The 18495-nt window shown below is 63.3% G+C and carries 16 protein-coding genes; 11 read left to right on the top strand and 5 right to left on the bottom strand.

Annotated features, from left to right (window positions below; genetic code table 11):
* The first annotated feature begins 59 nt into the window (after positions 1-59).
* From P9255_RS26165 to P9255_RS26180, 4 genes are all read left to right on the top strand, one after another.
* Entirely contained in the window at positions 60-821 is a 762-nt protein-coding gene (locus tag P9255_RS26165) for a hydratase (protein ID WP_309764848.1), read from the top strand.
* A 319-nt stretch (positions 822-1140) separates the two neighbouring features.
* Positions 1141-3063, top strand: a complete 1923-nt coding sequence (locus tag P9255_RS26170) for a PrkA family serine protein kinase (protein WP_040048479.1) — start codon at positions 1141-1143, stop codon at positions 3061-3063.
* 170 nt (positions 3064-3233) lie between these two features.
* Positions 3234-4499, top strand: a complete 1266-nt coding sequence (locus P9255_RS26175) for a YeaH/YhbH family protein (protein WP_309790670.1) — start codon at positions 3234-3236, stop codon at positions 4497-4499.
* Entirely contained in the window at positions 4496-6148 is a 1653-nt protein-coding gene (locus tag P9255_RS26180) for a SpoVR family protein (protein WP_309790671.1), read from the top strand. The genes P9255_RS26175 and P9255_RS26180 overlap by 4 nt, the downstream gene beginning before the upstream one ends.
* Positions 6149-6197: 49 nt before the next feature.
* Here the strand turns inward: P9255_RS26180 and P9255_RS26185 are convergent, their stop codons facing one another.
* Complete coding sequence (locus P9255_RS26185; RefSeq protein WP_404980425.1) at positions 6198-7292, bottom strand: AI-2E family transporter; 1095 nt, start codon at positions 7290-7292, stop codon at positions 6198-6200.
* A gap of 144 nt (positions 7293-7436) precedes the next feature.
* Here P9255_RS26185 and rarD point away from each other — a divergent pair, with 144 nt between their 5' ends.
* A complete protein-coding gene (rarD, locus tag P9255_RS26190) occupies positions 7437-8312 on the top strand; it encodes an EamA family transporter RarD (protein ID WP_309764845.1) in 876 nt (291 codons plus the stop codon).
* A 10-nt stretch (positions 8313-8322) separates the two neighbouring features.
* Here rarD and P9255_RS26195 read toward each other — a convergent pair whose 3' ends face one another.
* The gene (locus P9255_RS26195) at positions 8323-9318 is read right to left on the bottom strand and encodes an aldo/keto reductase (protein WP_309764844.1); all 996 of its coding nucleotides are present in this window, start codon (positions 9316-9318) and stop codon (positions 8323-8325) included.
* Between the two features lie 95 nt (positions 9319-9413).
* Entirely contained in the window at positions 9414-10874 is a 1461-nt protein-coding gene (locus P9255_RS26200) for a DHA2 family efflux MFS transporter permease subunit (RefSeq protein WP_309764843.1), read from the bottom strand.
* A gap of 55 nt (positions 10875-10929) precedes the next feature.
* Here P9255_RS26200 and P9255_RS26205 point away from each other — a divergent pair, with 55 nt between their 5' ends.
* Positions 10930-11790, top strand: coding sequence for a LysR family transcriptional regulator (locus tag P9255_RS26205; RefSeq protein ID WP_309764842.1), 861 nt, complete (start codon positions 10930-10932; stop codon positions 11788-11790).
* A 206-nt stretch (positions 11791-11996) separates the two neighbouring features.
* On the top strand, positions 11997-13583 hold the full coding sequence (locus P9255_RS26210; protein ID WP_309765461.1) for a tannase/feruloyl esterase family alpha/beta hydrolase: 1587 nt from the start codon (positions 11997-11999) through the stop codon (positions 13581-13583).
* A 12-nt stretch (positions 13584-13595) separates the two neighbouring features.
* Here the strand turns inward: P9255_RS26210 and P9255_RS26215 are convergent, their stop codons facing one another.
* Both P9255_RS26215 and P9255_RS26220 read right to left on the bottom strand, forming a co-directional pair.
* Positions 13596-13934: a DUF2917 domain-containing protein gene (locus tag P9255_RS26215; protein WP_309764841.1), complete on the bottom strand. Its 339-nt coding sequence runs from the start codon at positions 13932-13934 to the stop codon at positions 13596-13598.
* Positions 13935-14186: 252 nt separating this feature from the next.
* A complete protein-coding gene (locus tag P9255_RS26220; RefSeq protein ID WP_404980428.1) occupies positions 14187-15830 on the bottom strand; it encodes a hypothetical protein in 1644 nt (547 codons plus the stop codon).
* Here P9255_RS26220 and P9255_RS26225 point away from each other — a divergent pair.
* The 4 genes from P9255_RS26225 (at position 15817) to P9255_RS26240 (ending at position 18422) form a co-directional block, all read left to right on the top strand.
* Entirely contained in the window at positions 15817-16203 is a 387-nt protein-coding gene (locus P9255_RS26225; RefSeq protein ID WP_309790674.1) for a hypothetical protein, read from the top strand. The genes P9255_RS26220 and P9255_RS26225 overlap by 14 nt on opposite strands.
* Before the next feature lie 102 nt (positions 16204-16305).
* Positions 16306-16668 carry a YciI family protein gene (locus P9255_RS26230; RefSeq protein ID WP_309764838.1) on the top strand — a complete coding sequence of 121 codons (363 nt, stop codon included), beginning with the start codon at positions 16306-16308 and terminating at the stop codon, positions 16666-16668.
* 69 nt (positions 16669-16737) lie between these two features.
* Positions 16738-17136 carry a VOC family protein gene (locus P9255_RS26235; RefSeq protein WP_309764837.1) on the top strand — a complete coding sequence of 133 codons (399 nt, stop codon included), beginning with the start codon at positions 16738-16740 and terminating at the stop codon, positions 17134-17136.
* A gap of 59 nt (positions 17137-17195) precedes the next feature.
* The gene (locus P9255_RS26240; RefSeq protein WP_309765460.1) at positions 17196-18422 is read left to right on the top strand and encodes an RNA polymerase sigma factor; all 1227 of its coding nucleotides are present in this window, start codon (positions 17196-17198) and stop codon (positions 18420-18422) included.
* Positions 18423-18495: the final 73 nt, after the last annotated feature.

An 18495-nucleotide genomic window follows, 5' to 3' on the forward strand; every position in this document is an offset into this window, starting at 1 on the left:
CGATCCGGTAGCCCGTACACTGTTGCACTGTGCGTCATCGTTCACACGAGGATAGCAACATGACCGGATCGACACTCGCCGCGAAGCTCGTTGCCGCGCGGCGTCGGCATCAATTGATCGACGCGCTCGACGAGCGCGATCTTCCCCCCGACGCGCACACCGCCTACGCAATCCAGCACGAAGTCCTGCGTGACACGAAAGCGCGCATCGGCGCGTGGAAGATCGGCGCACGCGCACCCGATGCGCTCGCCACCGGCGCGCCCATCGATGCCGAATGCGTGTACGTATCGCCCGCGCGCCTGCCTTGCAGCGGCTTCTTTCGCGTTCTGGTGGAACTGGAGATCGCGTTTCGCTTCGCCTGTGCGTTACCCCCGAAACCCGATGCCTATACGCGCGCCGAAGTGCTCGGGGCAATCGGCGGCATTGCAGTCGCGCTCGAAGTGGTCGATAGCCGTTTCGCGCAATGGCCCAATCTCGATCCGCTTGCGCAACTCGCGGATGCGCAAAACAACGGCGCGCTCATCACGAGCGGCATGGAGCCTTATGACGTGGTCGCACCCGGCTTCGATTTTCTCGCGCCACGGCTCGAACTCACACTCGATGGCGTGGCAATTGCTCCGGCTACGCTAGGCAATCCCGCGGGCGATCCTCGCGAGTTGCTGCCCTGGCTCGTCAACCATTGTTCCCGCATGGGTTTGACCGTCGAGCCTTTCTGGACCATCACCACCGGTTCCTATACGGGCGCGTATCGCGTGGAAGGACCGTCGATGGTGCATGGCGCGATCGATCGCATCGGCGAGCTCGAACTCGTCCTGACATGATCGATGTCATTTGCGCGCAACAGGAAAAACGCATGAGCGATGCGTTCGCGCCACGCCACCACTTTGGCGGAACGAGGCTGTGCGGATGCAACGAAAGCGCGATGCAGCGAACACGGCGATGCTGACATCGGGACTGAGGATTGTAGGTGAACGAAAATAACTCACCAAGCTAGTGATTGTTCGAAGGAGCTTCGAAGCAAATCATATTAGCTAGTGCGTGAAAAAAAATTCGAAAGGGTTTAGGATGATTTCAAGCGATGTCGTTTCGATAACGCGCGTCGGGACGACCAAGGCTTTCTGACTTCGGCGAGGAGGTAGCATGGATATCTACAGCAGTTTCGCGACCCGCTTCGAAAAAACGCGCGAGGAAGAGTTCTCGCTGGAAGAGTATCTCGCGCTCTGCAAGGAAGATCCTGCCACATACGCAACAGCCGGCGAACGCATGCTGACGGCCATCGGTGAACCCGAAATGGTCGACACGCGTCTCGATCCGCGCCTGTCGCGTGTGTTTGCAAACAAGGTCATCAAGGTGTATCCGGCGTTCCGCGAGTTCTACGGAATGGAAGAGGTGATCGAGAACGTGGTGTCGTATTTCCGGCACGCGGCGCAGGGTCTCGAAGAGAAGAAGCAGATCCTGTATCTGCTGGGTCCGGTGGGCGGCGGCAAGTCGTCGATCGCCGAACGTCTGAAGCAACTCATGGAGCGCGTGCCGTTCTACTCGCTGAAGGGCTCGCCCGTCAACGAATCGCCGCTCGGCCTCTTCGATTACGACGAAGACGGCCCCGTGCTCGAAGAGCAGTACGGCATTCCACGCCGCTATCTCAAGAGCATTCTTTCGCCGTGGGCGGTCAAGCGCCTGCACGAGTACAACGGCGACATCCGCAAGTTCCGCGTGGTGCGCCGCTATCCGTCGATCCTGCGGCAAATCGGTATTGCGAAGACGGAGCCGGGCGACGAGAACAATCAGGACATCTCCTCGCTCGTCGGCAAGGTGGACATCCGCAAGCTCGAAACGTATTCGCAGGACGACGCCGATGCGTACAGCTATTCCGGCGGCCTGTGCCTCGCCAATCAGGGCCTGCTCGAATTCGTTGAAATGTTCAAGGCGCCGATCAAGGTGCTGCATCCGCTCTTGACCGCGACGCAGGAAGGCAACTTCAAGGGCACGGAAGGCTTCGGCGCCATTCCGTTCGACGGCATCATCCTCGCGCACTCGAACGAGTCGGAATGGAAGGCGTTCCGCAATAACAAGAACAACGAGGCACTGCTCGATCGCATCTTCGTGGTGAAGGTGCCGTACTGCCTGCGCTACGGCGAAGAGGTCAAGATCTACGAGAAGCTGCTGCGCAACTCGTCGCTCGCGGATGCGGTCTGCGCGCCGGGCACGCTCAAGATGATGGCGCAGATGGCCGTCCTCACGCGCCTGCACGAGCCCGAGAATTCGAGTCTCTTTTCGAAGATGCAGGTCTATGACGGCGAGAACCTGAAAGACACGGACCCGAAGGCGAAGTCGTATCAGGAGTACCGCGATTTCGCGGGTGTCGATGAAGGCATGACGGGCGTCTCCACGCGCTTTGCATTCAAGATTCTCTCGCGCGTCTTCAACTTCGATTCGACCGAAGTCGCGGCCAATCCCGTGCATCTGATGTACGTGCTCGAACAACAGATCGAACGCGAGCAGTTCCCGCCCGAAACCGAGCAGAAGTATCTGTCCTTCATCAAGGACGTGCTGGCTTCGCGCTATGCGGAATTCATCGGCAAGGAGATTCAGACCGCGTATCTGGAGTCATATTCCGAGTATGGACAAAACATCTTCGATCGCTACGTGACGTATGCGGACTTCTGGATTCAGGATCAGGAGTTCCGCGATCACGACACCGGCGAGAGCTTCGACCGCGCCGCGCTCAATGCGGAGCTGGAGAAGATCGAGAAGCCCGCGGGCATCAGCAACCCGAAGGACTTCCGCAATGAGATCGTGAACTTCGTGTTGCGCGCGCGTGCGGCCAACGGCGGCAAGAACCCGGCGTGGATCAGCTACGAGAAGCTGCGCGTCGTGATCGAGAAGAAGATGTTCTCCAACACGGAAGAACTGCTGCCGGTCATCTCGTTCAACGCGAAGGGATCGGCGGAAGAGCAGAGGAAGCACGAGGACTTCGTCAATCGCATGGTCGCGAAGGGCTATACGCCGAAGCAGGTGCGTCTGTTGTGCGACTGGTATCTGCGGGTGCGCAAGTCGTCGTAAGTGATGGGGCAGGAAAGGTTGTCGTAGCTCAGGCCCGCGCCGCCCGTTTCAGTTGGCTGAACCGGGCGGCAAGGCGGGCACGTTGCGAGTGAGAGACGCTGGCGGGCCGCTCGGTGCGCCAAGGGCTCGGGCAGCGCCTCGCACCTCGCCAATTACGCGGGAGACTGGATGTGCTGCACCAAATCATCGACCGCAGGTTAGCCGGCAAGAACAAGAGCATCGCGAACCGCGAGCGCTTCCTGCGACGCGTCAAGAATTACATTCGCCGCGCGGTTTCCGACGCGGTGCGCGATCGCAGCATCAAGGACATTCAAAGCACGCAGAGCATCACGATTCCGAAAAAGGATATCGCGGAGCCGTCGTTCAGGCATGGGCCGGGCGGCAAGCGGGAATACGTGCATCCGGGCAACGCCGATTACATACGCGGCGACAAGATTCCTCGTCCGCCGGGCGGCGCGGGCGGCGGCGGCAAGAGTGCAAGCAACGAGGGCGAAGGCCAGGACGATTTCGTCTTCGAGTTGTCGCGCGAAGAGTTCATGCAGTACTTCTTCGACGATCTCGAACTGCCGCGCCTCGTCAAGACGCAACTGCTCGCCGTGCCCACGTGGAAGAACGTGCGCGCAGGCTGGGCCGCCGAAGGCACGCCCAACAACATCGATGTCGTGCGATCGCTGCGCTCCGCGCTCGGACGGCGCATCGCGCTCGGCTGGCCGCTCGCGTCGCAATTGCGCGAGATGGAACGCCAGCTCGAGCAGCTCAAGGCCGAGGACGGCGATGCCGAAGAGATCGCGCGGCTCGAAGCAGAGATCGTCGTGTTGCAGGGGCGGATCACGCGCATTCCGTTCATCGATCCGTTCGATCTGCGTTATATCAACCGCGTGAAGCAGCCGACGCCATCGAGCAAGGCCGTGATGTTCTGCCTGATGGACGTATCCGGTTCGATGGACGAGCAGCGCAAGGACCTGTCGAAGCGCTTTTTCATCCTGCTGTACCTGTTCCTGCAGCGCAACTACGAGAAGATCGAAGTCGTCTTCATCCGTCACCACACGCGCGCCGAAGAGGTCGATGAGGACACCTTCTTCCATTCGACCGAAAGCGGCGGCACGGTGGTGTCGAGCGCGCTCGAGCTGATGAAGAAGATCATGGACGAGCGTTATTCGCCGACTGAATGGAACATTTACGGCGCACAGGCTTCCGACGGCGACAACTGGACCGATGATTCCCCGAAGTGCCGCAAGCTGCTGGCGGAAGACATCCTCCCGAAGGTCCGGTATTTTGCCTATATCCAGGTGGCGCCAGAGGAGCAGAATCTCTGGTTGGAGTATGCTCAACTGGCAGCCGGCGCACCCGAACTGGCGATGAAGAAAGTCAACTCGGCCTCGGATATCTATCCGGTGTTCCGCGAACTCTTCGAAAAACAACAGGCGGCCGCATGACGAGCAGGCATTCGAACAACGAAGCGCGTGGTTATCATCTGGACGGCGCGGACGATCGTGCCCCTTCGAAGCTCGGACCGGAAGCGGGGCAACGCAATGCGTCCGAAAAGACGCACAAGGAAGGCAGGATGAACGTTGCAGACAAGCGGCCTCTGCCGTGCCCGTCGGACTGGAGCGTCGAACTGATCGAGGAGTACGACGCCGAGATTTCGCGCGTCGCGAATCGCTACGGGCTCGATGTGTATCCCATTCAGCTCGAGATCATCAGCGCCGAGCAGATGATGGATGCGTATGCGTCCGTCGGCATGCCGGTGAACTATCGGCACTGGTCGTTCGGCAAGCACTTTCTCTCCACCGAGAAAAGCTATCGGCGCGGGCAGATGGGCCTCGCGTACGAGATCGTCATCAATTCGAATCCCTGCATCGCGTATCTGATGGAAGAGAACACGATGACGATGCAGGCGCTCGTCATCGCCCATGCCGCTTACGGGCATAACTCGTTCTTCAAGGGCAACTATCTGTTCAAGCTGTGGACGGATGCGCACGCGATCATCGATTACCTCGTCTATGCGAAGAACTACATCGCGGAGTGCGAGGAGCGTTACGGGCTGGATCGCGTCGAGGAATTGCTCGACTCGTGTCACGCGCTCATGAACTATGGCGTCAACCGGTACAAGCGCCCGCAGAAGCTCTCGCTCGCGAAGGAAGCGGCGATGCGGCGCGAGCGCGAGGCCTATCTGCAATCGCAGGTCAATGAACTGTGGCGCACGCTGCCGAACAAGAAAGCGCCGTCCGCCGAGGAAACGGAAAGCCGCTACCCGCCTGAACCGCAGGAGAACCTGCTCTACTTCGCGGAGAAGAACGCGCCGCTGCTCGAGCCCTGGGAGCGCGAAGTCATTCGCATCGTGCGCAAGGTCGGGCAGTATTTTTATCCGCAGCGTCAGACGCAGGTGATGAACGAAGGCTGGGCGACGTTCTGGCACTACACGCTTCTGAACACGCTCTATAACGAAGGCCGGCTCGAAGACGGCTTCATGATGGAGTTCCTGCATTCGCACAGCAACGTGGTGTATCAGCCGCCGGTCACGAAGCCGTATTACAGCGGCATCAATCCCTATGCGCTTGGCTTTTCGATGATGAGCGACATTCGCCGCATCTGCGAGAGCCCGACGGACGAGGACCGCGAGTGGTTCCCCGAGCTCGCGGGCAGCGACTGGCTTGAATCGCTGCACTACGCGATGCGCAATTTCAAGGATGAGAGCTTCATCGCGCAGTATCTGTCGCCGCATCTCATTCGCGAGATGCGTCTCTTCTCGATCCTCGACGACGACATGCGCGACGCGCTCGAAGTATCCGCCATTCACGATGAAAGCGGCTATCGCTATGTGCGGCAGGCGTTATCGCGGCAGTACGACATTCATCACCGGGAGCCGAACATTCAAGTGTATTCGGTCAACACGCGCGGCGATCGGAGTCTCACGCTGCGTCACTTCATGACCGACAACCGCCATCTGTCGAACGACAGCGACGAGGTGCTCAAGCACATGGCGCGCTTATGGCAGTTCGATGTCTATCTGGAAAGCGTCGATGAAAACGGGACGGTGCGAAAGCGCTTCGAGTGTCGTTACACCGCGCCGCATACGCGCTGACGCGGTTGTTCGCTGCATGAAGAAACGGCTCCTTCGCGGAGCCGTTTTCTCATAGGCTCTTGCCTTCCTCATCCTGCGAGAAGATGTCCCAGCTCGCCATGAAAAGCGCGGCGACGAGCGGCCCGATCACGAAACCGTTGATGCCGAAGAGGGCCATGCCGCCGAGCGTCGAAATGAGCACAACCCAGTCCGGCATCTTCGTGTCCTTGCCGACGAGAATCGGCCGCAACACGTTATCGACGAGCCCGATCACCACGACGCAGAACACGACCAGCACGACGCCGCGCCATATTTCGCCCGTCATGAAGAAATACAGGGCGGCGGGCACCCAGACGAGCGCCGCGCCCACGGCGGGCAACAGCGATAGAAACGCCATCAGCACGCCCCACAGCAACGAGCCGTTGATGCCGAGAATCCAGAAGATCATGCCGCCGAGAAAGCCCTGCACGGCCGCGACCGCGATATTGCCTTTGACCGTCGCGCGCACGACGGTGGTGAACTTCGCGATCAGATGCTGCTTCGGCGCGGGATCGAGCGGAATCGCGCGACGGATGCGCCGGCCGATCTCGCCGCCATCGCGCAGCAGGAAGAACACGAGGTAAAGCATCACGCCGAAGCTCACGACGAACTGGAACGTGTTCTGACCGATGGACAGCGCCTGCGCCGCAGCGAACTGACTGATCTGCGATGCGCCTTCCATCAGCTTGCGCTGAATGCCGGGGATGTCGTCGAGGCCGTATCGCCCGAGCATTTGCTGCGCGGACATGGGCAATGCGTGCAGCACATGCTGGAAGTACAGGCCGAAGTTGAGATCGCCGCTCTTGATGCGCGTATAGACGAGCGCGACTTCCTGCACGAGCGTCACCGCCACCACCGACACCGGAATGATCACGATGAGGATCGCGGCGGCGAGCGTCGTCAGCGCGGCAAGATTGCGGCGCTTACCGAAGCGGACGGTGAGCCAGCGCTGCATCGGCTGAAAGAGCAGGGCGAGTATCGCGCCCCAGAAGATCGCGCCGAAGAACGGCAGCAACACCCAGCCGAGCGCGAGCGAGACGACGAACAGCAGGATGTGAAAAAACCGCGTATGGACGGACTGATTGTTGTTCATTAGGGAAGACGACAGGTAATTTAGCGAGGCCATGCTAGCACGGGCCTTCGAGCACGAATCTCGCCCGGCCTCGCGCCAATGACGGGAATCGCCTGCGCGTCAACTAAAATCCTGCTTCCATTCCTTGCAGATGCCTTCCGGCCGGCTCTGCAGCCTCACTGCTTCACGCATCGAACAATGAATCCAGGCGTCGTCTATGCATTCGCGGCCTTTGCCATCTGGGGCCTCTTTCCGATTTACTTCAAGGCGCTGCACGAGATCGGCGCGGTCGAGATGCTCGCGCACCGCATGGCGTGGTCGATGGCCTTTCTGCTCGTCGTGCTGACGGTGCGCCGTCAGTGGCAATGGCTCGGTCCCGTGCTGCGCGACAGGCGCCTGCTCGCGCGCTTCGCGGCGAGTGCGGTGCTGCTATCGGCGAACTGGGGCATCTATATCTGGGCGGTCAACGACGGGCGCATCGTCGAGGCGAGTCTCGGCTACTTCATCAATCCGCTCGTCAACGTGCTGTTCGGCATGGCGTTCCTGCACGAGCGCCTGAGGCCGATGCAGTGGGTCGCCGTGATCGTCGCGGCGCTCGGCGTCGCGTGGCTGACGTGGGTGAACGGCGCGCCTCCGTGGATCAGCATCGCGCTCGCGCTCACGTTCGGCGGCTACGGTCTCTTGCGCAAGACCGCCACGCTCGGCGCGCTGGAAGGGCTCACGCTCGAAACCATGTTGCTGTGCCCGATCGCGCTGCTGTATCTCTTCGTGCTGAGTTCGCACGGCGGCAGCGGCTTCGCGCATGCGTCCGCCGGCGTCAAACTGCTGCTCGCCGCGGCGGGACCGGTGACCGCCGTGCCGCTGCTGCTGTTCGCCGCCGGCGCGCGCCGCATTCCGCTTTCGATGCTCGGACTCATTCAGTACATCACGCCGTCGCTGCAATTGCTGATCGGCGTGGTGCTGTATCGCGAGGCGTTCGGCCACGATCAGCTGATCGGCTATGGCGCGATCTGGGCCGCGCTCGCGGTGTATTCGCTCGAAGGCATCTATCGGGCGCGGCAGGCGCGAGCATGATGCGCATGCATCAACGCTGCGCGTCGCCCCAGCGGTATTCAACGGTCAGATCGTCGAGCTTCGCCTTGATGCCGGGATCGAGCGGCTGATCGACGGCGCCGAGCGTATCGTCGAGTTGCTCGGGACGGCTCGCCCCGATGATCGCCGATGTCACCGCCGGATTCTCCAGCACCCAGGCAAGGGACGTGTTGGCAAGCGAGCGTCCGGTCGGCGCGACGACTTCCTTCAGCTTCTCGATGGTGCGAAACTCGCGCTCGTGCCAGTAACGTTCCTGATACATCTCGCCCGCCTTGCCGACCGTCGTGGTGAAGCGGCCATCGGAAGGCGCGGCGTCGTGCCGATGCTTGCCCGTCAGCAATCCGCCCGCGAGCGGGTTGTACGGGATCACCGCGAGCCCTTCCTCGTTCGAGAGCGGCAGCAATTCACGCTCGATCTGCCGGAACAGCAGGTTATAGCGCGGCTGAACGGACACGAAGCGAGCGGTGCGCAGCACGTCGGCACGGCCTAGCGCCCGCGCGAGCCGGTACGCCAGAAAGTTCGACACGCCGATATACCGCGCCTTGCCGTGCCGCACGATCACGTCGAGCGCTTCGAGCGTTTCGTCGAGCGGCGTGTCGCGGTCGTCCATGTGCAGCTGATACAGATCGACGTAATCGGTGTTGAGCCGCCTGAGCGAGGCATCGATTGCGTCCAGCAGATGCTTGCGCGACGCGCCCTTGTTCCACGCGAGCGGCCCCATCACGCCGACGGCCTTCGTCGCGAGGATGAAGCGGTCGCGCTTGCCCGCAAGCCAGCGCCCGACGATTTCCTCCGTGCGTCCGGCGATATCTTCCGTGCCGCCGAGCGGATAGACATCGGCGGTGTCGATGAAGTTGACGCCCGCATCGGCCGCGCGGTCCATGATGGCGCGCGAGACGTCTTCGTCCGTTTGCAGGCCGAAGGTCATCGTGCCGAGGGTAAGACGCGATACGGTGAGGCCGGTGCTGCCGAATTTGCGGTATTGCACGGTTGCGCTCCAGGGAAGAGGAAGGGCGAGGCGAACCGGCAGAATAGCGCCGATGCCGCGCGCCTGCCGAAGCCCGGCGATCAGCGCACCGCCGGTCAGCGCACCGCCGAAGCCTGCGCAGCGGTGTGCGGCTGTGCATCCAGCCGGCGGAACACCGCACCCGACAATAGCGTGACCACGCCCATGCAGAGGAAGCTCAGCCTGAAGCCCGCCGACGCCGAACCGAAATGCCCCTCGAACACCTGCACGAGCGATCCGCCGATAGACACGCCGAGGCCGATGGCGAGCATCTGCACCATCGAGAAGAGGCTGTTGCCGCTGCCCGCGTCCTCGCGCGACAAGCCTTTGAGCGTGACGCTGTTCATCGCGGCGAACTGCATCGAGTTGCACGCGCCGAAGAGCACGAGGATCGCGATTTCGACGGCGAGCGGCAGCGACGGTGAAAACGCCGCGAACGCGACGATGGACGCGCCGACGAGCGCCGTGTTCACCAGCAGGAAGTTGTCGTAGCCGTAACGTCCGACGAGCCGCGCGATCCAGCGCTTCGACACCGTGCCGGCGACCGCGATGGGCAGCATCATCATGCCGGAGTGCAGCGGGCTATAGCCGAGTTCGAGCTGCATCATGAGCGGCAGCAGGAACGGCACGGCGCTCGACCCGATGCGGCACAGCAGATTGCCGACGAGCCCCACGCTGAAGTTCGGCTCACGAAAGAGCGCGAGCTTGAAGAGGGGATGGGCCCGACGCCGCGCATACGGGATATAGGCGAACGCGGACGCCACGGCGATGGCGAAAAGCGCAGCCGACACCGCGCCGCGATGCGTCTTCACCGGGCAATCCAGCGCGAGCGAAAACGACACCATGCACAGCGACAGCAACCCGCAGCCGATGAAATCGAAGGGCGGGGCATCGTGCAGCGTGTCGGCGGGCAAGAAGCGCTGCACCGCATACAGCCCGACCGCGCCGATCGGCACGTTGATCAGGAAGATCCAGTGCCATGTGAACGACTCGACGAACCAGCCGCCGAGCGTCGGGCCGAGAATGGGACCGACCTGGCCGGCGACGGAAATCATCGCGAGCGCGGAGACGTAGGCTTCGCCGCTGACGGCGCGCAGGATCGCGAGGCGGCCGATCGGCAGCAGCATCGATCCGCCGATGCCTTGCAGCACGCGGGCGATCACCAGTTGATCGAGCGAACGCGCCATCGCGCAGGTCAGCGATCCGATGACGAACAGGCTGATCGACACGAAATAGACGCGCCGCGTGCCGAAACGGTCCGCGAGCCAGCCGGAGCCGGGCGTGAAGAGCGCCATGGTGAGCGTGTAGGCGACGACGATGGCCTGCATCGCGAGAGGCGCGGCATGCAGGTCGCGCGCGATGGATGGCAGCGCCGTATTGACGATCGTCGTGTCGAGCGCCTGCATGAAAAAGCCCACGGCGACGATCCAAAGTAGCGCCGTGTGCGAAGACTGTCTGGTCATGGGAATCGAGTGATGAGCGCGTCGCCGATATGAGTGTCGGCAACATCGTGAAATTTTAATGACGGGTCGCGCCATCGGGAACCCCGCTAACCGCATTGACTGCAATCGGCTGCGCCGATAACAATGCATCATGCTGAATCCGATCTGGCTGAACACCTTCGCGACGGTGGCCGCGTCGCACAGCTTCACGGACGCAGGCCGGCAGCTCGGCTTGCGGCAGTCCAGCGTGTCCGAGCACATCCGGCGTCTGGAAGAAAGCGTCGGCCGGCGGCTGCTCGTGCGCGACACGCATTCCCTCGCGCTCACCGCCGACGGCGAAGCGATGCTCGTCCACGCCCGCGTAATCCTCGAAGCGATGGCGCACGCCGAATCGCAATTCAGCTCGCGCAAGCTGCGAGGGCGCGTGCGCCTCGGCTCCTCCGACGACCTCGCGCTCGGGCCGCTGCCGAGCGTGCTCGCCGCGTTCCGCGACACGCATCCGGACGTGGAGCTGGAAATCACCATCGGTATGACGGGACGGCTTTACCAACTGGTCGATTCGGGCGAACTCGACCTCGCGGTCGGCAAGCGAAGACTCGGCGATGCGCGTGGCACGCGGCTTTTCAGCGGGCGTCTGGAATGGCTCGCGAAACCGGGCGCCGTCGTCGATACGAGCCTGCCGCTGCCGCTGATCCTCGTCGCGGAGCCGAGCGTCACGCGCGCCGTCGTGCTCGATGCGCTCGCGATGGCCGGCGCGCGCTGGCAGATGGTGTGCACGAGCAGCAGCCACGCGGGCTGTATCGCTGCGGCGCGCGGCGGCCTCGGGCTGACGGTGCGCTCGCACTTTCTGGCGGGGCGGGGGCTTGCGCCGCCGTTAAATCGCGCTGACTTGCCGGAGTTGCCCGAAGTGGAGTTCATCGCGTTCGGGGCGAAGCATCTGAGCCGGCCCGCGGAAACGCTGCTTCAACTCCTGCAGGACAGCGATCTTCGCGGCGAGTGGGACGGCGAGTGAGGCATGGCTCCTGCTTCGGCCCGGTTGTGCCGCTGCAACGCCGGACGGCGGCCCCGAATGGCTATCGCCGATCGCTTCTTATATATTGAGCGGCCATCGAAGTATCTTCCCAACCCGTGCTTCCCATACGCCGCTTCTTTTCGTCCGATGCCTCGCGCCGGTTGTCACGGGCGTGCCGTGCGCTTTCCGTGGCCATTGCCGCGACGATGCCGCTCGCGAGCGCCCACGCCGCCGCGTACGTCACGAAGCATTGCGACGACCTCGCCGGCAAAACGGTGCCCGCGTCGATCATCGGCTTGCCGACGCGCGGCGCGCTGATCGCGACGGCATCGGTCGTGAAGGCGGCTGCGCCGGGCAACCGCAACGGCGAGTATTGCCGCATCACGGGCGTCATCCGGGCGCTGCAGGACACCACGCCCGACATCCGTTTCGAAGTGAATCTACCGAGCCGCTGGAACGGCCGCGCGCTGCAGATGGGCGGCGGCGGCTACAACGGCGTGCTCGTCTCGGGCACGCAGCCGATGCCCTTCGCGCCCGACTCGACGCCGCTCGCGCGCGGTTACGCGACCTTCGGCTCCGATTCGGGACACGTCGGCAATTCGGGGCGGGCGGACTTCGCGGTCAACGACGAGGCCATCGTCAATTTCGGCTTTGCGCATCTCAAGAAAACGCGCGACGTGGCGCTCGCGCTGATCCAGATGGGCTACGGGCGCGCGCCGGACAAGACCTATTTCGCGGGCGGATCGACGGGCGGGCGCGAAGGCTTCACCGTGATCGAGCGCTTTCCGAACGACTACGACGGCGTGATCGCCAACGCGCCCGCGATCAATTTCTCCGGCGTGCGGCTGCTCGGCGTGAAGCTCGGCCAGGCGTCGTATGCGAAACCGGGCGGTTTCGTCGGGATCGCGCAGCAGCGGCGCGTGTTCGAAACCGTCGTGCACGAATGCGACCGGCTCGACGGCCTCGCGGATGGCATCGTCGGTAACGTGGAGGCGTGCCGCAAGCTCGAGCCGCAGATCGTCGCGTCGCTGCGTTGCGCGAACGGGCAGCGTCCGTCGCTGCGCGACAGTTGCCTGTCCGACGCGCAACTCGACACGCTGCAATTGCTGCGCGACGGCCTCTCGATGCCTTACGCGCTTGCCTACGGTGCCGATCAGTATCCGGGCTACAACGTGTTCCAGGGCGTCGATCTGTCGGGCGCGCTCGGCCTCGGCGATTCGCCGACGCTCGTTGCGCCGCCGACCTTCGCGGCCAACGGCTATCTCTTCGCGCAGGGCGACGCGTACATCCGCCACTTCGTCACGCGCGATCCGGGCTTCAGCGCGCTGTCGTTCGATATCGACAATCCTGCGAACTGGCGGCAGCGGCTCGTCACGCTGTCGTACACCGTCGGTGCGATGAACCCGGACTTCTCCGCGTTCATCGCGCACGGCGGCAAGCTCGTCGCGATGCACGGCCTCGCCGACGAAGTCATCAGCCCGAACCAGACGATCGCGTTCTATCGCGGGCTCGTCGAGCGTTACGGCCAGGACACCGTCGATTCGTTCATGCGGCTCTACATGGTGCCGGGCTTTCAGCACGGCAACGGCGTGTTCGTTCCCGCATGGGACGAACTCGGCGCGCTCGACGACTGGGTGACGAACGGCGTGGCGCCGGAAACGCTCGTCGGCAGCGACATCGCGCCCGCCACCAACGGACGCACGCGGCCCATTTGCCGCTATCCCGGCTATCCGCGCTATGTCGGCCGGGGCAGCGTCAATCTCGCGGCGAGCTTTCGGTGCGTCGCGCCTTGAGGGGCCACGGCTTCAAACAACGTCCGCGGCGCGCGGCATGAAGCGCTCGACGATGCGCGTCCACGCCGGACGCTTGTCGTTCGCACGATACGACGTCAGGGAGACTTCGATCGCGTGATCGCAGTCCGACGACAGCCAGATGCGTTCGCCGCGCACGAGACGCAGGACATCGCCCGGCTGCATCCAGTAGTCGTAGGGATCGCGGTGACGCGTGAGCCACACCGACGCGCTCCCGATGCGCAACTCCGCATCGCACGGAAGACGCCATGACACGGTCCGACGCGCGGCCACCTCGACATACACGACGACGCGCGTCCCGCGCCTTTCCAGCAGTTTCGACAGCTCTCCCATCTTGCTCTCCATGATGTGAGCCGAAGACGGGACGCGATGCACGCATAAAGCAAAAGGCTCCGTCTTTCGGCGGGGCCTTCGGAATCGACTTGCCAGCTTTTGCTTTCTCTCGCTAGCGCACACGCTCTCCCGATGACCCGCCGACCATGGCGTTCATTGGGTTTTTAATCGCGGCGAGGGCGAGGCGAAGGCTTGCGTGCATGGAGTGCAGTATCGAGGCGAACGCGCGGCGCTGTCAATATCGAGATGACGTTACAGCGCGGTATAGCCTTGTGGCTTCGTCGCGTTCTTCTTCGCGATATCCGCGTTCACCGATACGACGTATTGCGGTGATTCGGTCAGCGTCAGCGTGACGACGCCGTTCGTGTACGGCGCGCTCGTCACGTTGCCCATCGCGTCGATCAGTTGCACGGCGCCGCTCGTGCCGGCTGCGTCCACGTTGAGCTTGTACGCGGTGCTGTAGGTTGCGCTGAACGTTCCGTTCGATGCCGGCCACACCGCGTTGTTGTGCGTCCACAGCGCGGTGACGACTTTGCCGTTACCGCGCTGCTGGAAGGCGTACGCATACACACCCGGCGGCAGGTTGTTCACCGGGCCGAGCGTCACGGTGCCGTCGAGCACGCGCGTCATCGCGGCGACGGCCATCGCGGCCGGCTTCGGGCTGATGTTCGTGGTGCCGAATGCGGCCTGCGGATGATCGAGATCGAAGAACGTGCCGTAACCCGGTTCGCCGGGGAAGTCCGGCCCGAAGAAGACGTAGGTCTGGTCCGCGCCTTCGCCGAGCAGGATGATGTGCGTGCGCGCGACGACGGCGCCCTGCGCGAACAGCACGTTCGGCGTCGGATAGTTGGGGCCGTAGCTCGAGCCGATGTCGTAGCTGATGCCCGTTTCGGTCACGAACAGCTTCATGTTCGGCTTGTAGTCTTTCGCCATCTCCGCGCGCAGATTGCGCATTTCGTTGAGCAGCGAGTTCGCGGCATCGGCGGCATTGGCATCGGTGTGATGCCGCTCCGGCGGATGCGACGGCGACGTGCCGGCATCGTAATAACCGTGCGTGGCGACGCCGTCGAGATACTGCGCGAGCCCGAGCGGCGCAAGGCGCTTCAGGCGCTCCGTCGTCAGCGACGGGAACGGCTCGGCCGGGCCCATCACGACGGCATGCGGATCTTTCGCGTGCAGGCCCTGATACGCGGCCTTGTACAGCGCGACGAAGTTGGCATCCGTGTCCTTCCACAGGATGTACGGCTCCCACGTCACCTGGTAATAGTTCGCGGACATCGTCGGGTAATACCGTGCGCGGATCGCTTCCGTTTCCTGGCCGACGCGCGCCATGTAGTTCGCGAAGTACGACAGGTCGCTCGGAACGTAGCCGTAGTCCGGGCTCTGGCCGTGCGCGCTCGCCCAGCCAGGGATGCCGTCGAGGCGCACGAGGCGCATCACGTTGCCGGACGTGTAGAACGGATCGAGATTGTTCGCCGCCGGATCGAAGGTGTTGCGGCCGTTCGGCTCCATCACGGACATCTGACGATCGTCGATGGTCAACGAGATGCCGAGCGCGCCGAGCATCGCCGCGTTGCCGTTGAAGCCCTGCATGCCGAAGCGATGCTGTTCCTGCTTCGCATACGTCACCGGCGGAATGACGCCCGCGAGATTCGGCATCACGCCGAAGGTCGCGATGCCGTTGGGCCGCGTGCCCGCCGTCTGCACCTGCCCGCCATGATTAGCGAGCGTCGCGGACACGGCGAAGTAGCCCGCGAGCGTCAACGAGCAGGTGAGGGTGGTCTTCGTTGCAGCGGCCGGCGCGGCGAAGCTGCCGCTTGCGACCGTCTTGCCGAGCGCATCGGCGATGTTCCACTTGAGCGTATCGGCGGAGCCGGGGCGCGTGGTGATCGCCACCTGGAACTTCGCGCCCGCGGGATACATGCGCGAGCCGTCAGTGCTTGGCGTATCAACGGCGATCTGTCCCGAACCGCCCGACCCGGTCAACGTCAGCGTGGACGCGCACGTCAAGGCAGGCTTCGCGGCCGCGTTGGCGACCGAAGCGGGCATCGCGGCATCGTCGGTTCCGCCGCCACAGGCAGCAAGCGCAAGGACGAGGGGAGACAGCAAAGTCGCGTTCTTGTTGTTCATTGGCAGTAGTGAGGTCGGTCAACGCCGCGCACGCGGCTCGGTCGTTTTTGCCTGCCGCGAGTCAGCGATCAGACGAATGGCCGCAGATACTACCTTCGACAAACGCGAACTGCACGCAATCGCTCGTAACGCGATGTAACGTCTGATAATTCGCCTTTATTGTCGTACGAATCTTTCCCGATTGCCGACCGCCGCGCGACGGTTTAAGTTGGCGGCACGCATCCGCTCTGAGGAGACCGCCGTGGCTTTTCTGTTACTCATCGTCGAACCTGTCGAACAGCGTGCGCAGCGGACGCCGGAAGAGGGCCGCGAGGCGTATCGGCAGATGGTCGAATTCGCCGATGAACTGAAGGCGCGCGGCGTGTTGCGCGCGTGCGAATCGCTGACATCGCTCAAGGATGCGTCGCGGGTATCGCATCGATCGCGCGCCGATGGCAGCGCCAGAATCATCGACGGACCGTTCGCGGAAGCGAAGGAAATGATCGGCGGCTTCTTTCTGCTCGATTGCGAGACGCACGCCGAGGCTGTCGCGATTGCCGCCGAATGTCCCGCTGCCGCGTGGTGCACGGTCGAAGTGCGCAAGGTCGGGCCGTGTTATTTGTGATTGCCTGTCGATTGGTGCGGGCATCGATCGTCGTCATCAGAGAAAACTCAAGGACCAGGGACACGCAACATGCACAAGCAAATCTTCGTGAATCTGCCGGTACGCGACCTCAAGCGATCGATGACCTTTTTCAAGGCGCTCGGCCTCGGCTTCGATCCTGCATTCACGAACGAGGATGCCGCCTGCCTCGTCATCGGCGAGAACCTGTATGCGATGCTGCTCACCGAACCGTTCTTCCAGACCTTTACGGACAAGACGCTGATCGATGCGCGCACGCACGTCGAAACGCTCGTCTGCCTGTCGTGCGAGAGCAGGGCGGAAGTGGACGAAGTCGTCGCCAAAGCTGTCGGCGCGGGCGGTCGAGCGCCGCGTCCGCCGCAGGACCACGGCTTCATGTACGGACACGGTTTCGAGGACCTCGACGGACACATCTGGGAACTGGTGCACATGGCGCCGGAAGCGGCGTGAGCGACGCGCCGGGCGAACGGGAAGCCTCGACGCGGCGCGTGATCGACGCGGTGTGGCGCATGGAGGCCGCGAAGGTGATCGCAAGCGTGGCGCGCGTGGTGCGCGACGTCGCCCTCGCGGAGGAACTTGCGCAGGATGCATTCGTCGCGGCGCTCGAGCACTGGAGCCGTGCGGGCGTGCCCGACAAGCCGGGAGCGTGGCTGATGACGACAGCGAAAAACCGGGCGCTCGACCGTCTGCGGCAGCATGCGCTGCACGCGCGCAAGCACGAGGAACTGGGCCGCGACCTGGATGCGCAGGAGATGCATGTCACGCCCGATTTCGTCGATGCCCTCGACGCCGCCCGCGAAGACGAGATCGGCGACGATCTGCTTCGCCTCGTCTTCACGGCGTGCCATCCGGTGCTGTCGCTGGATGCGCGCGTCGCGCTGACTTTGCGGCTGCTCGGCGGGTTGACGACCGAGGAAATCGCGCGGGGCTTTCTCGTGCCGGAACCGACGATCGCGCAGCGGATCGTGCGTGCGAAGCGGACGTTGTCGGCGGCTCGGGTCGCCTTCGAAGCGCCCAAGGCCGATGAACGCGCGGCGCGGCTGGCGTCAGTGCTCGAAGTGATCTACCTGATTTTCAACGAAGGCTACTCGGCGACGGCCGGCGCCGACTGGATGCGTCCTGCGCTATGCGACGATGCGCTGCGGCTCGCGCGCGTCCTGGCGGAACTGATGCCGGACGAAAGCGAAGCGCATGGGCTCGTCGCGTTGATGGAGATTCAGGCGTCGCGGATGAAAGCGCGCGTGGATCGCGACGGGCGTCCGGTGCTGTTGCCGGACCAGGATCGCAACCGATGGGATCCGCTCCTGATCCAGCGCGGATTTGCGGCGCTGAGGCGTGCCGAAGCGCTGGGCGGGGAACGTGGCGTCTATGCGTTGCAGGCGGCGCTCGCTGCTTGTCATGCGCGGGCGGCGACCGCTGCAGAGACCGATTGGGCGATGATCGTCGCGCTTTATGACATGTTGATGGTTGTCGCGCCGACGCCCGTTGTCGAGTTGAATCGGGCGGTCGCGGTCAGTATGGCCACCGGGCCGCAGGCTGGCTTGGATATCGTGGATCGGTTGCGGGAGTCGGATGCGTTGCGGGGGTATCACTTGTTGCCCGGCGTGCGGGCTGATCTGCTGGCTCGCGTCGGGCGGAAGGACGAGGCGCGGGAGGAGTTCTTTCGAGCGGCCGAGCTGGCGAGGAACGAGAGAGAGCGGGAGTTTTTGTTGGGGCGTGGGCGGGAGTTGGGGTGAATTGCCTGCGTGCTATTTCTTATTTGACATAAGGCAAATTAGCGATAATTCGATTTGTCACGCCTTTTTAGTA

Origin of the sequence: Caballeronia sp. LZ019 (genome assembly GCF_031450825.1) — a bacterium.
Classification (GTDB): Bacteria; Pseudomonadota; Gammaproteobacteria; order Burkholderiales; family Burkholderiaceae; genus Caballeronia.

Coding starts and splice junctions, on each gene's coding strand:
- P9255_RS26165 (WP_309764848.1), top strand. CDS start 60: ATGACCGGATCGACACTCGCCGCGAAGCTCGTTGCCGCGCGGCGTCGG.
- P9255_RS26170 (WP_040048479.1), top strand. CDS start 1,141: ATGGATATCTACAGCAGTTTCGCGACCCGCTTCGAAAAAACGCGCGAG.
- P9255_RS26180 (WP_309790671.1), top strand. CDS start 4,496: ATGACGAGCAGGCATTCGAACAACGAAGCGCGTGGTTATCATCTGGAC.
- P9255_RS26185 (WP_404980425.1), bottom strand. CDS start 7,292: ATGGCCTCGCTAAATTACCTGTCGTCTTCCCTAATGAACAACAATCAG.
- rarD (WP_309764845.1), top strand. CDS start 7,437: ATGAATCCAGGCGTCGTCTATGCATTCGCGGCCTTTGCCATCTGGGGC.
- P9255_RS26200 (WP_309764843.1), bottom strand. CDS start 10,874: ATGGCGCGACCCGTCATTAAAATTTCACGATGTTGCCGACACTCATAT.
- P9255_RS26205 (WP_309764842.1), top strand. CDS start 10,930: ATGCTGAATCCGATCTGGCTGAACACCTTCGCGACGGTGGCCGCGTCG.
- P9255_RS26210 (WP_309765461.1), top strand. CDS start 11,997: ATGCCGCTCGCGAGCGCCCACGCCGCCGCGTACGTCACGAAGCATTGC.
- P9255_RS26215 (WP_309764841.1), bottom strand. CDS start 13,934: ATGGGAGAGCTGTCGAAACTGCTGGAAAGGCGCGGGACGCGCGTCGTC.
- P9255_RS26235 (WP_309764837.1), top strand. CDS start 16,738: ATGCACAAGCAAATCTTCGTGAATCTGCCGGTACGCGACCTCAAGCGA.
- P9255_RS26240 (WP_309765460.1), top strand. CDS start 17,196: ATGGAGGCCGCGAAGGTGATCGCAAGCGTGGCGCGCGTGGTGCGCGAC.